This window comes from Caldibacillus sp. 210928-DFI.2.18, from assembly GCF_020554505.1.
GTDB lineage: Bacteria > Bacillota > Bacilli > Bacillales > Caldibacillaceae > Caldifermentibacillus > Caldifermentibacillus hisashii.
The window spans coordinates 1-13,218 of sequence record NZ_JAJCHL010000084.1; the positions used below are offsets into that span (position 1 = coordinate 1).

Here is a 13,218-nt window from a genome sequence, read left to right on the forward strand (position 1 = left end):
GTCTAATAGAGAGGTTGTCATGGACAGTTTGCTGCATTTTATTCGAAAAAATGTCCAATAGAACGAGTCTCATGGACAAATTGGTGCATTTTATATGTAAAATTGTCTAATAGAGCGTGTCTCAAGAACATTTTTGTGCTTTTTATTTCCCCCAAATAGTTTAGCCCAAAATACCCGGCTCTTTCTGTAATAAATAATTGAAAACGATTATCAATATCACTATAATGGAAGTGGCTTTAAACGAGCTGTATACAAATAGTGGAAAATACTGAAACTACCAAAAGAAGCAGTATGTTTTTCCGGAAAGGAGATGCACATGGCAAAATCAAAAGCCGATCCAACTTACCAAAAAACACAGGACCATTCCGAATATGTGGAAGTGTGGGAGGATTTTGTAAGCATTAAAGACCTGGTGATTTCTTTCATTATCTGCAGTATCATGACCCTCGGGGCTTATTTACTGGCTCCGAATGATCCGCCTAAACCGTTATTCTTTGGATTGTCGGGTGCATTAATAGGGTTTATTATTTGCAGTGTTATCATAAAACCAAAACGGAATTTAATCGAAACAGAGGAAGGTAAATAGATGGATGTAAATCTACTTATACAAATGCTTATTGCCGCCATTCTCGGTACGGCAATTTATACAATTATTGGCATCGTCCCCGGTACAGATGAAACGGCAGTGATTGCGCCGATAACGTTAGCCATTGTCTTGGCCGGTGTTGAACCAATTGTCGTCCTTACCTTTTATATGGCTGCGGTTATTGCTCATAAATTAACCGATTCGGTGCCGGTAGCCGTTGCCGGGATACCCGGTGGCGTGATGGCGACACCAATGGTTGAGCATGCCCTTGTTTTAAAAAAATATGGACAATCAGAAACGAGTATAAAGAAAATGATGTCCGGTTCCGTAATCGGCACCCTCGTTTCTGTTCCGGTCAGTTTATTATTGGCAAGTGTATTAGTTCCTTTTGCTGAACGGATCAATGAGTATGCCAATCCGATTTTGTTTGCCGGGGCGGTTTTATTGGCATTACTTTCAACGAATCGCTGGTTGTCTTTGATCATCATCATCCCCTTTGCTTTACTGATACAAGGACTAAGACACTTATATTGGGACCTTGGAATTGTACCGGAAAATAAAAATGTGTTTATCTCTTTTTTTCTTGGTATTACCATTGGTCCTGTCATTGTTACATTGCTTGACTTATTAAGTAAAGAAAGAAGAAAACAACTCATCCGCCATCATCATAAAGAAATTATTTTAAAAAAATCAGCAAAAGAGAAAGGATTCCCGAACCCATTTAAAATTTTAACAAAAAAGGAAGTCGGGATGAGCTCAATTGCATCGCTTTTCGGTACCATTACATTTATGTTCAGTGCGGTTGGAGTGACGACGCTTGTTGGCGAATTATTTTCAAAACAAGAAAAAGAACCAGTGAAAAGATCCTCCCTTGCCATTAGTTGTATGGAGGCTCTGGCAAATGCTACCTATATTGCCGGGTCACTAATCCCGTTGATTGCCTTAGGTTTTCCGCTCTCTTCCGTGGCACTCGGCCCTGCCAATCCGTTGTTCAATGCACCGCCTGTATTCACATTGGATCATAATTTGCATCATATTTTATCGTTCACTGATTTTCTTTGGGCGATTTTCATAGGTGTAGGTATTTCTTTATTTTTCACATATGTCATTATTATTAAATACGCCAATGAAATTTGTGCCTTTGTCTTTAAATGGATTCCCCATGAAGCCATTTTGGGATTATTTGTTGCCCTTGTTTTCTTGCTTGCATTTATGGATGCAGGCTGGCTAAATATTGCCGGTGTTTTATTAATCGGGATTGTTTCCGGCACTTTAAGTCGCTATGGAGTTAATTTTGGTGTACAATTTATGGTGTTATATTCTGCACCATGGCTAGTATCCGTTTTAGCCGGGTAGCGGAGAATCCTTTTGAAAGTAGGGAATTGTATTGCATCATTCAGAGAAACGTGCAGTCGGAACAGCTCACAGTAAAATCATTTTAATCGGAGAACATGCGGTTGTTTACGGTGAGCCGGCGATTGCTCTTCCTTTTCCTACGTTATCGGCAACCTGTATCGTTGAGCATTCTTATGGTAAGATTTTATTTGAAAGTGAAAAATATACAGGTCCACTTGAACGAATTCCTGAACGTATGAAGGGGCTAGCCCTATGTATCAATGAAACTTTATTGGAATTAGGACAAAAACAAGCAAATTTAAAGATAACACTAATATCTAATATTCCGATCGCACGAGGTCTTGGTTCCAGCGCTGCAACAGCCATGGCGATCGTACGCGGGCTTTCCAATTATTTTGCAACTCCACTGACAAAAACAAAATTAAAGACACTTGGTAATATTGCTGAAAAATATGCTCATGGAAATCCGAGTGGTATTGATATGGAAACGGTGTTTAGCGATGTTCCGATTTTGTTTCAAAAAGGCTTTATGCCAAAACCGCTCTTCATCCAAAAACCTTTTTATCTTGTTGTTGCCGATACGGGCGAAATTAGGAATACAAAACTTGCAGTGGCGAGTATTTTAGCAAAACGAAAACAAGACCCGAAGCATATCGAGCATTCGATTCATTTATTAGGTTTATATACGAGAGAAACGAAAGATGTACTGATGGCAGGGGACCTGTCGCGATTAGGTGAATTGTTAAATTTAGCACAGATTGAACTTAAAAACTTAGGCGTTAGTGATGAACCTATTGACCATTTGGTAAACGTGGCAAAAAATGAAGGTGCCCTTGGTGCAAAGTTGACGGGTGCCGGTCGGGGAGGTTGCATCATCGCGTTAGCCGAAAACGGGGACCACGCATCGATGCTATGTAAAAGGTTACGTGAAGCCGGGGCGACGGAGACATGGTTTTTTAAAGTGGAACAAGACAGCGAACAACTGTCCTGTGAAGAATGGGGTGAAAACATTGAAAGCAACCGCTAAGGCCCATACGAATATCGCATTAATTAAATATTGGGGAAAACGGGACGAGTCGTTGATTTTACCCATGAATAGCAGCTTGTCGGTTACACTTGATACATTTTATACCGTTACAACTGTGGAGTTTGATGAAAAGTTGACAGAAGATGTATTTTTTTTAAATGGTGAAAAGGCTGATCATACGGATACAGAGAGAGTTTCGAACTATTTGAGGGCAATTAGAAAATTCGCGAAAAAACATCTATTTGCTGTGGTCCGTTCTGAAAATCATGTCCCGACAGCAGCCGGCTTTGCTTCATCCGCATCGGGTTATGCTGCTTTGGCCGCTGCCGCTACAAAAGCCATTGGTCTGAACTTACACCCACAGGAATTATCCCAATTTGCCCGCCTTGGGTCCGGTTCAGCCTGCCGTTCCATTTATGGCGGCTTTGTTGAATGGCAAAAAGGGGTGAAGGAAGACGGCTCTGATTCTTTTGCCGTTCCGATTTTGCACGAAGATGATTTTCCAATAGCCGTTTTGTCTGTTATGGTAGCCACGAATAGAAAAAAAGTACTAAGTCGTGCCGGCATGAAGCGGACAGTAGAGACTTCCCCTTTTTACCAAGGCTGGTTAGATACGGTCGAGCATGATTTATCAGAATTGAAACATGCACTTGAGCTCCGTGATTTTACTCTGCTTGGTGAAATCGCTGAAAGAAACGCGCTAAAAATGCATGCAACAACATTAGGAGCAAATCCGCCGTTTTATTATTGGCAAAGTGCGACCATGGAAGTGATGGAAGCAGTGCAAAATATACGTTCACAAGGAATAGAGGCATATTTTACCATGGATGCCGGCCCGAATGTGAAAGTACTTTGTTTGCCGGAAGATGAGCAAAAAGTGTATGATCAATTAAAGCAAATCCCTTCTGTTAAAAAGATTTTCACCTGTCATCCCGGTCCGGGGGTTACTATTTTACCTACTGGAGAAGCGGATGTTTGTTAAGATAGGAAGATGATATATGGAAAAATCGGTTATTCATGTGAAAGTTCCCGGCAAATTATTTATTGCCGGAGAATATGCCGTGCTTGAGCCGAATCAGTTTGCAATCGTAATCGCTGTTAATCGATATATGAAAGGAACTATTGAGGAAGACTCGATTCATACCATTTCTCTTCCGCAAATCGGTTTTCCGGATATTCAATTTAATTTGCAAGATGGCCAAGTCCTTTTCAATCAAGAAGATGAAAAATTAGTTTTTGTAAAAAATGCTTTATCTATTTTTTATCAATTGTTGAAGGAAAACGGGACCCTCCCTCGGCCGTTTCGATTGACAGTAACAAGTGAACTTGACGATGATTCCGGAAAGAAATTCGGTTTAGGTTCGAGTGCTGCGATTGTTGTTACGGTAATCACGGCTTTGTTAAATTTTTATAAGTTGGAAAATATTAGACCGACAAAGGAATGGATCTATAAATTATCCGCCATTGCTAATTATCAAACACAAGGGAATGGCTCTTGTGCCGATATTGCCGCGTCAACCTATGGAGGATGGCTGTATTATCGAATGTTTCGTCCGGAATGGTTGAACCAAGAATTAAAAAAAGGGACAAGTTTAAGCGATTTGTTGAAAATGGACTGGCCGGGTCTTCATATAGAAAGGCTAACGCCGCCTATTGAGATGCATCTTGCTGTCGGTTGGACGAAAAAGGCGGCATCAACGGCATCGATGGTAAAGACGGTTCAACGTATACGAAATGACAACCCTCCTGTTTATAAACGTTTTTTAAAGGAAAGTACGGATGCTGTTACCCGTATCTTGGAAAGTTTTTTGCAAAAGAGTGTGGAAGGTGTCATTGATGGGATCAAGAAAAATCGAATGGCCTTACAAAAACTCGGTGAACATGTTTCTTTTGCGATTGAAACAAAGGAGCTGAAAAAATTAATCGATATTGCCAATAAATACGGAGGTGGCAAGTCGTCAGGAGCAGGAGGTGGCGACTGCGGTATTGCGCTGGTAAAAAACGATGGATTGCTTGAAGCGCTTACCGATGAATGGAAGAAGTCAGGCATTTTCCCTTTGTCACTACAAATTTCTGAACAGGGAGCCGATCCAGCAGAAATCTGATTGTTAGCGGGACAAACTGGACGTATGCAGGAGCCGGCCTATCTGAATAGTTTTGAAATCTGATTGTTAGTTGGACAAATCGGATGTATACAGGAGCCCGCCCATTTGAGTAGTTTTGAAATAAATATATTGGAAAGAGGGTGATTGGTGTGTCTCATGAGATCAATCAGCGAAAATCTGAACATATAAAAATTGTTTTAAATGAAAAAGTAACCGGAACATCAATTACCACCGGATTTGAGTCCGTTCGTTTTATTCATAACGCCTTGCCGGAAATTGATTTTGCAGAAATTTCGCTAGCTACAAGTTTTTTCGGGAAGCCGGTTAAATCACCGTTCTTAATTAGTTCCATGACAGGCGGGGCTCAGATGGCAGAGACGATTAACCGGAATTTGGCGATTGCTGCTAAAGAGCGGGGATGGGTGCTGGCGCTTGGTTCTACTCGGGCACTAATTGAAAGTAAAGACCATCGTGCTTCTTTTCAATTACGAAAATATGCCCCCGATATTCCAATTGTTGCAAATTTAGGTGCGGTTCAATTCAATTATGGTTTCGGTGTCGATGAATGTAAGCAAATTATTGAGATTACTAATGCCGATGTTCTTGTCCTGCATTTGAATAGTATTCAAGAGGTTATACAGCAAGAGGGAAACACGAATTTTAAAGACCTTCTTGGAAAAATTGAAAAATTATGTTCCGGTTTGAATATACCGGTCGGTGTGAAAGAAGTAGGCTGGGGGATTGCCGGCGATGTAGCAAAACGGTTAACCGAAGTCGGTGTGTCTTTTATTGATGTAGCCGGAGCGGGGGGAACTTCTTGGAGTCAAGTAGAAAAATTCCGTTCCAAAGAAAAAATAAAGAAGGAAGCTGCAGAGGCATTCAGTGATTGGGGAATTCCTACGGTCGAATGTATTATGTCCGTCAGGGAACAATTACCGGAACAAACGATCATTGCAAGCGGTGGCATTCGGACCGGTGTCGATGCAGCAAAGGCGATTGCGCTCGGGGCTAATCATGTCGGCATTGCCAGATCGATTTTAAAACAAGCGACTGAATCACCGGAAGCCGTAATGGAAGTCATGGCGACACGAGAACTGGAATTACAAATGGCGATGTTTGGAATAGGAGCTGCCAATATAAAGGAATTAAGGGAAACCAATCGGGTGCTTTTTACTCGATAATAAAACAAAAATGTAAAAAGGCTATTCAGTTCCTTTCCTATTGAATATCAGGGGTGTACTGTAGAATTCCGGGTACGAACTGCAGAATTCCGTACACCTCTTAATGAAAATTTGGGTTTTATTGTTGAATTGGCGGAAACGACTATTGGAATTTAGCAACAGCTAGTAGACCTCTGTAGAAACTAAGTCTACAGGGTCCTTCTAAAGTCTTGCAGTTATGCAGGGTAATCCCAAATAGCTGTTTTCACGAATTTTGTTTTGATTTCGCCAAGCTTGTTGCTGTATTGGCTGTTTGGACATCGATTTGTAATTGGTCTTTTAATGACCGAGGATGATAATAACCTTTTGCAATCATATAGTCACTGATTTGCTCATGAGTATCAATTGCTTGAAATAATTGATTTTCCAATTCCGCCCGTAATTCCGGTGTCGCTGATTCTGTGAGTGCTAAAGCGGTATTGATTACCCCTGATTTTGTAGAAATTAGAAAATCCGTGGCAATGACTTGATCGGTCATCCCCTTCATCCCCATCATGTTTTTAAGAAACTCAAGCATTTTCTCACCACCTTAACTCCATTTAACGTGTTTGAATAGGCTGAAAGATTCAATATCTTTACTGCCCATCCCATCTAATCAAGTTTTCTAAACGTTTTACACCTTCTTCCCCGGCCTTAACATCATTCAGTAAAATTGTTTTTAATTCCTCGTCCTGAACCAGTCCGGACATCAAAGTTGATTTTGATAAGCATAGCGATTTGAAGGTTAACAGTTCATGAAGTTCCAATGTTTCATGAAGGGCTAAAAATTTATTCATATTCCCACCTCGTAAACAAACTTTTTCATACTATGTTGCAAAAAAACGATTCTCATACATAGGAATTTTTGACGAGTTTGGTAAATGTTTCAACTGATGAAAAGATGTTCAATTTTCCATACTAGAAAAAAATGTGTTTAGAGGTGAAGACAATGACTGAACAACAGTTAGCTTTTCATGAAACGATGGATACGCATGAAATTCTCAACTTCAAGACCGTCTGTTTACTGAAGTCAAAACTCATGCAAGGTGTTGTCTTTGATCAAGATTTACGGGCATTAATGGAAAAAGATGTCCAAATGACAATGAAACATATAAAAGAACTTCAAGATTCCTATCTCCATGCAAAATTACAATAGAGGTGAAAAAACATGTTACAAGATTATTTAGACCCGATCAATGCGGTTGGAATGCCTGATCAAATGGATTCCGCGATCGCGATGGAATTTTTAACAACAGTAAAAACCGGTGTGCGAAATTATGCGATTGCGATTACGGAAACTGCAAATCCGGAGCTAAGAAAAAAGTTGAAAGTAATGTAAGTATCCGTACCGGTCAAGCACCGGTCATCCATTATTTGCCTTACTTATATAATCTCATTGCAAAAGGGGAGTTTAACCCGGCTGATATTGTCACCCATGTTATTCCGATCGATCAAGCCGAACATGGTTATGAGGTATTTGATACAAAAACCGATGGCTGTATAAAAGTTCTTTTGAAACCTTAATATTGTTTTACCAAAAGGATGTCCAACCCATTAGGCATCTTTTTCTTATACATTAAGAGCTTGTTGCGGTAAGTGAAAAAGTGCACAAGGAAAGCTTCGAAAGCATAGGCTTGACTGTTGAATAAGCATGTCTTTTTTTACATAGCAACCAAAAAAACTTCTTGGTGAACTACGGCTCTGCTTTGCCTTAACGCCCAAACACTCAAATTTTTTTATTCATATTTCAATTGTAGAGATAATGGATAATGATGGTATAATATAATTACGAATGAAAAGTAAAGACTTTTGAGAAACTGTGAACAAATAGTAAATTGGGGGTAAACAAGGTGAATAGAAAATACACCGATGATTCCTTAGCATTACATACCGACTTGTACGAAATCAATATGGTGCAGTCTTATTGGGAAGACGGTATCCATAATAAAAGAGCGGTTTTTGAAGTTTTTTTTCGTAAAATGCCGTTTGGACACGGGTATGCTGTTTTTGCCGGACTCGAAAAAGTAATCGACTATTTAAGTAACTTCAAATTTACCGAGAGTGATTTAGCCTATTTACGGGAAATAGGATATCCGGAAGACTTTTTAACGTATCTTAAAACAGTTCGATTTACGGGAACCTTGCGTTCGGTTGTTGAGGGTGAAATCGTTTTTGGCAATGAACCGCTTATCCGTGTCGAGGCACCTTTGGCAGAAGCACAATTAATTGAAACCGCCCTGTTAAACATCGTGAACTATCAAACATTAATTGCCACCAAGGCTTCTCGAATTAAGCAAGTGGTTGGGGATGAACCGGTTGCTGAATTCGGGACAAGACGGGCGCAAGAAATGGATGCCGCAATTTGGGGAGCAAGGGCTGCAGTCATCGGTGGCTGTGATTCAACAAGTAATGTGCGGGCAGGAAAATTATTTGGTATTCCGGTTTCGGGTACACTGGCACATTCCATGGTTCAAGTTTATCATGATGAGTACACCGCTTTTCATAAATATGCCAGCACTCATAAAAATTGTATTTTTCTTGTTGATACGTATGATACGTTAAAATCCGGGGTACCGAATGCAATACGTGTGGCCAAAGAATTAGGGGATCAAATTCGTTTTGTCGGAATTCGTATTGATAGTGGCGACTTGGCTTATTTATCTAAGAAAGCAAGAAAAATGCTTGATGAAGCCGGTTTTCCGGAAGCAAAAATATTCGCTTCTAATGATTTGGATGAACATACAATTATTAATTTAAAAGCCCAAGGTGCACAAATTGATAGTTGGGGTGTCGGTACGAAATTGATCACAGCATTTGATCAACCGGCGTTAGGAGCTGTGTATAAACTCGTTGCGATTGAAGAAGACGGTAAATTAATCGATACGATCAAAATAAGCGGGAATCCGGAGAAGGTAACAACACCCGGTTTGAAAAAAGTTTATCGGATTATTAATAAACAAAATGGCAAGTCAGAAGGAGATTACATTACTTTAGACTGGGAAAATCCGCAAGAGGAAGAGCCGTTAAAAATGTTTCATCCGGTACATACGTTTATTAGTAAATATGTGACTAATTTTGAAGCAGTTGATTTGCATAAAAATATTTTCGTGGATGGTAAGCTCGTTTATGAATTGCCGACGATTAAGGAAATCCAAAATTATGTAAAGAAAAATCTTGATCTGCTGTGGGATGAATATAAACGAATTTTAAATCCAACGCTATATCCGGTTGACTTGAGCCAAGCGTGTTGGGATAATAAGATGGCTAATATTGAAAAAGTAAGGCAAAAAGTAGCGAAATTGAAATATTAGATCAACAAATCATATGAAAGATGGGCTTCCAAAGATGGAGCCCTTTTCCTTTGATACAAACCGGATTCATACAGTAGTCCGATTTTACCTAACCTTTCTTCTTGACACCTTTTTAATATCCCTGTTAAAACAATAAAAGATGCAATAATTATAAAATTCACTTGAGTAGTACATAATCCATATGAAAGAACTAATGGGGGATATTCATAGAGATATTGATCAACAATAGTATTTTCTTTGGTTTATTGAAAGGAGTTAGATAAAAGGTTAAGTTGATTAAGAATAATATTGATATGAAAGGAATAAACTATTCTATTACCATTTTTCGGCATAATATAAATAGATTACAAGACTTATAATATAAAATACGTTCTTTTAAAATACGCAATTTGGTCAAGGCAGGGGAAATTTATTGAAACCAGGGAAGGTTGGGAAAATAGATGATGCAGTAATTTCAATCTTGAGGTTATCACTCGATCCAGATACTCCCATTTTTTTGGGAAAAACAAATATTGAGCATATGAAGAAGGAACATCCGGAAGTTTTTGCAAAATATGGAAAAAAGATACCTGAAATTTTAAACAATCCGGATTATGTTGCTAAACACCCGAGAAAAGACTCAATCCAATACATCAAAATTTACTATGATGAGGAAAAACAAGAAAATGTATTGGTAGCTTTAAGGGCCAGTGCTCGAGGTATTTGTTATGCTCGTTCTATCTACACAATTACTGATGAAAAATTTAACGTTTATCAATCTGCAGGTACATTGAAAAAGTTTAAGAGAAAGTAAAAAGCCATAGCTTTTATGCTATGGCGGTATTTCGTTACAGGACTTAGGTGGGGTGACCCTCCCACATCTCCAACAAGGGCGATGGCTGCCTGTTCCATCCTCTAAAATCCTGTATATTAGTTTATGACTGCAACTTAATTTCTATACTTATTATATAAAACAAGTTTTAACAAGTCAACGAAAAAGTCCGTTCGTTCACCCCTTTTTCTTTGATACAAACCGGATTTATACATATAAATCTTCAGTTTGAACATCCCATAAAATTAAAGTTGTACAACTTGAAAATAGTTGTACAACCGCTTCTAAATCACTATCTCCTAATAAACATCTGCGTCCAGTAATGTCTTCCGGGACCTCCCGCAGCATAACCGACACCGATCTCTGTAAAGTTTGTACTTAAAATATTGGCGCGGTGTCCGGGGCTGTTCATCCAAGCAGTAACGACCACTTGAGGGGTTGCTTGTCCTTGAGCGATGTTCTCACCGGCAGCGCGGAAACGTATTCCAAAGTTATTGATCATTGTAAACGGACTCCCATATGTTGGTGAATTATGAGAGAAATACCCGCGATCTCTCATATCCATACTTTTATATCTGGCTACTCGCGATAGTTCCCAGTTATGGATAAGTGGCTTTAAACCGGCTTTTGCCCGCTCTTGATTGACCAATTGAACGACTTGGGCCTCAACATTTTTTTCCGAAATTTGGGGGATCGTTAGCTTCTGGTTTGGGTAAATGAGAGCCGGATTTTTAATTTGCGGGTTTGCTCTGATTAGTTCACTCAGCCCTACTTGAAACCGAACAGAAATTTTCCACATGCTGTCGCCGGGTTGAACTGTGTATGTAGTCTGACCGTAAGCGATAGAAGGAAAAATCAAAAATAATGTTAGAAACGTAATGATCAGTTTTTTCATCATGTTCACCTCCTGGATATAATGTTCCCTTTTATTTTTTTAAAAATAAGGAAATTCCCTTATAGAAAGGAGAAATTAGGAAAAACTTTGCCTTTCAAAAATTCCGTAGTCGATAATTGTCAAAAAATTTTTTCTTCAACTAGTTGAAAACCCTTTCAAATTCTGGTATTGTAGAATAAAATAATATATGAACATTTTGTGAACATTAATTGAATAAAATTTGAACTATGGTTAAAAAATTTGTAAAAATGATGAACAGGGGGGGAGCGAAATGGGTAAAGTATTGATAGGATTTTATTTCATTGTCGGCTTACTTTGTACCGTTTGTGTACTCGGATCGATTATAAAGGGTGAAGTCCTGCTTGTTTCTTGGCTATTGTTAGCCGGTGGTATTAATTTCTTTCTCTTCTATATTGTTTGGAAAGATGAAAAGGCAAAGATGAAGGAAAGAAGAAAGTTAAAATTAGTTCGGACCTATAATTAAATGTAAAATTTGATTTCCACTGTACAAACAGGTGACCCATCATTGTATAGTGGTTTTTTTATTTAAACTACCTGTTACAGGCCCCGTAAAGTTGTAATATGAAGGATTACCCAATTAATCACTATGCACCATTATTTTTGCTAAAAACAAATGGTGCCAAGTTTTGTGCACGCTCCCGTATTCAATCACAACAAAGATGATGGAACAGGGAAAATCTTCCTTAGATTTTAAGTTCATATAGTTATAAACAACATATAAACTGTGTTAAAATGATTAACAGTGATTTATTATTAGGTAAGGAGCGTAATACAAAATGGACTATCGAGTATTGCTTTATTATAAATATGTTCCGATTGAAGACCCGGAAACTTTTACACAAGAGCATTTGAAGTTTTGCAAGGAATTAGGACTTAAAGGGAGAATTCATATCGCTCATGAAGGAATCAACGGGACGGTATCGGGTACGGTTGAACAAACGAATCTTTATATGGATACATTAAGAAAAGATCCCCGCTTTAGTGATATGGTATTTAAAATTGATGAAGCTGAAGGCCATGCGTTTAAAAAGATGCATGTCCGCCATCGAAAGGAAATTGTCAGTCTCCGTTTAGATGAAGATATTGATCCGACTGAATTGACGGGAAACTATCTTAAACCAAAAGAATTTTATCAAATGTTGCAAGATCACGATACAATTGTTATCGATGCCAGAAATGATTATGAATATGATTTAGGTCATTTCCGTGGGGCAGTTCGTCCGGACATTAAAGCCTTCCGTGAATTACCTGACTGGATTCGGAAAAATAAAGAAAAATTTCAAGGGAAGAAGATTTTGACTTATTGTACCGGGGGAATCCGTTGTGAAAAATTTTCCGGTTGGCTGAAAAAAGAAGGATTTGAAGAAGTATATCAGCTTCACGGTGGAATTGTTACGTACGGAAAGGACCCTGAGGTAAAGGGAAAGCTGTGGGATGGCAAATGCTATGTCTTTGATGAGCGGATTAGTGTCCCGATCAATCAAGTTGAACATGTCGTCGTTGGTCGTGATTATTTTGACGGAAAGCCGTGCGAGCGTTATGTTAATTGTGCCAATCCAGACTGTAACAAACAAATTCTCTGCTCTGAGGAAAATGAACATAAATATTTACGGGGTTGTTCCCATGAGTGCCGGGTTCATCCGAGAAACTTGTATGTAAAAGAACATGGGTTGACAGAAGAACAAATACGAGAAAGACTAGCTGCAATTGGTGAGGAATACGACAGGAAAAAAGAAGCAACGGTATAAGAAAGCGGCTTATCCCTAGCAGGAAGGGGATAAGCTGTTTTTTTAACCTTAAAAAAATATAGGATGATTGCGGATGGAGAACCGTGGCCCGGATAAGCCGTTTTTTTTAGTATAAGAAAGTATAAAAATACAAGCAATTAACTTGGGATTAGTTTTATT

Annotated in this window: 15 protein-coding genes and 1 pseudogene; 13 read left to right on the plus strand and 3 right to left on the minus strand. The window is 38.9% G+C overall.

The annotated features are described in order from the left end of the window. The first annotated feature begins 316 nt into the window (after nt 1-316). The 6 genes from LIZ98_RS14315 to fni all read left to right on the plus strand — a co-directional run bounded on the left by LIZ98_RS14315 (nt 317) and on the right by fni (nt 6,255). Entirely contained in the window at nt 317-586 is a 270-nt protein-coding gene (locus LIZ98_RS14315; RefSeq protein ID WP_034767503.1) for a hypothetical protein, read from the plus strand. Continuing rightward, complete coding sequence (locus LIZ98_RS14320) at nt 587-1,942, plus strand: tripartite tricarboxylate transporter permease (protein ID WP_095142010.1); 1,356 nt, start codon at nt 587-589, stop codon at nt 1,940-1,942. 31 nt (nt 1,943-1,973) lie between these two features. Next, the gene (mvk, locus tag LIZ98_RS14325; protein ID WP_041845838.1) at nt 1,974-2,969 is read left to right on the plus strand and encodes a mevalonate kinase; all 996 of its coding nucleotides are present in this window, start codon (nt 1,974-1,976) and stop codon (nt 2,967-2,969) included. Continuing rightward, nucleotides 2,953-3,951, plus strand: a complete 999-nt coding sequence (gene mvaD, locus LIZ98_RS14330; RefSeq protein ID WP_095142009.1) for a diphosphomevalonate decarboxylase — start codon at nt 2,953-2,955, stop codon at nt 3,949-3,951. The genes mvk and mvaD overlap by 17 nt, the downstream gene beginning before the upstream one ends. Before the next feature lie 16 nt (nt 3,952-3,967). Continuing rightward, nucleotides 3,968-5,074: a phosphomevalonate kinase gene (locus tag LIZ98_RS14335; RefSeq protein WP_227140051.1), complete on the plus strand. Its 1,107-nt coding sequence runs from the start codon at nt 3,968-3,970 to the stop codon at nt 5,072-5,074. A 149-nt stretch (nt 5,075-5,223) separates the two neighbouring features. Continuing rightward, nucleotides 5,224-6,255, plus strand: a complete 1,032-nt coding sequence (gene fni, locus LIZ98_RS14340; RefSeq protein ID WP_227140052.1) for a type 2 isopentenyl-diphosphate Delta-isomerase — start codon at nt 5,224-5,226, stop codon at nt 6,253-6,255. 244 nt (nt 6,256-6,499) lie between these two features. On the opposite strand, the gene LIZ98_RS14345 is transcribed toward fni, so the two are convergent. Both LIZ98_RS14345 and LIZ98_RS14350 read right to left on the minus strand, forming a co-directional pair. Continuing rightward, nucleotides 6,500-6,811, minus strand: a complete 312-nt coding sequence (locus tag LIZ98_RS14345) for a spore coat protein (protein WP_041845834.1) — start codon at nt 6,809-6,811, stop codon at nt 6,500-6,502. A 58-nt stretch (nt 6,812-6,869) separates the two neighbouring features. Next, the gene (locus LIZ98_RS14350) at nt 6,870-7,070 is read right to left on the minus strand and encodes a hypothetical protein (RefSeq protein WP_227140053.1); all 201 of its coding nucleotides are present in this window, start codon (nt 7,068-7,070) and stop codon (nt 6,870-6,872) included. A 152-nt stretch (nt 7,071-7,222) separates the two neighbouring features. On the opposite strand from LIZ98_RS14350, the gene LIZ98_RS14355 reads away from it, so the two are divergent. The 5 genes and pseudogenes from LIZ98_RS14355 (at nt 7,223) to LIZ98_RS14375 (ending at nt 10,377) form a co-directional block, all read left to right on the plus strand. After that, the gene (locus tag LIZ98_RS14355) at nt 7,223-7,429 is read left to right on the plus strand and encodes a hypothetical protein (RefSeq protein WP_034767526.1); all 207 of its coding nucleotides are present in this window, start codon (nt 7,223-7,225) and stop codon (nt 7,427-7,429) included. An 81-nt stretch (nt 7,430-7,510) separates the two neighbouring features. After that, the gene (locus LIZ98_RS14360) at nt 7,511-7,612 is read left to right on the plus strand and encodes a spore coat protein (RefSeq protein ID WP_227140056.1); all 102 of its coding nucleotides are present in this window, start codon (nt 7,511-7,513) and stop codon (nt 7,610-7,612) included. Further along, nucleotides 7,600-7,797 (plus strand): annotated as a pseudogene (locus tag LIZ98_RS14365) (glutathione-dependent formaldehyde dehydrogenase); the annotation flags it as partial. The gene LIZ98_RS14360 and the pseudogene LIZ98_RS14365, both read left to right, overlap by 13 nt. Nucleotides 7,798-8,123: 326 nt before the next feature. Further along, nucleotides 8,124-9,584: a nicotinate phosphoribosyltransferase gene (locus tag LIZ98_RS14370; RefSeq protein ID WP_227140054.1), complete on the plus strand. Its 1,461-nt coding sequence runs from the start codon at nt 8,124-8,126 to the stop codon at nt 9,582-9,584. Nucleotides 9,585-9,996: 412 nt separating this feature from the next. Beyond that, on the plus strand, nt 9,997-10,377 hold the full coding sequence (locus LIZ98_RS14375) for a PBECR3 domain-containing polyvalent protein (RefSeq protein WP_108897407.1): 381 nt from the start codon (nt 9,997-9,999) through the stop codon (nt 10,375-10,377). Nucleotides 10,378-10,687: 310 nt separating this feature from the next. On the opposite strand, the gene safA is transcribed toward LIZ98_RS14375, so the two are convergent. Further along, a complete protein-coding gene (gene safA, locus LIZ98_RS14380) occupies nt 10,688-11,290 on the minus strand; it encodes a SafA/ExsA family spore coat assembly protein (protein ID WP_227140055.1) in 603 nt (200 codons plus the stop codon). A 271-nt stretch (nt 11,291-11,561) separates the two neighbouring features. On the opposite strand from safA, the gene LIZ98_RS14385 reads away from it, so the two are divergent. Together LIZ98_RS14385 and trhO are read left to right on the plus strand one after the other, a co-directional pair. Continuing rightward, complete coding sequence (locus LIZ98_RS14385) at nt 11,562-11,774, plus strand: hypothetical protein (protein WP_034767532.1); 213 nt, start codon at nt 11,562-11,564, stop codon at nt 11,772-11,774. Nucleotides 11,775-12,087: 313 nt separating this feature from the next. Beyond that, nucleotides 12,088-13,059 (plus strand): oxygen-dependent tRNA uridine(34) hydroxylase TrhO, encoded by a 972-nt coding sequence (trhO, locus tag LIZ98_RS14390; protein WP_095142003.1) that lies wholly within the window; start codon nt 12,088-12,090, stop codon nt 13,057-13,059. Nucleotides 13,060-13,218: the final 159 nt, after the last annotated feature.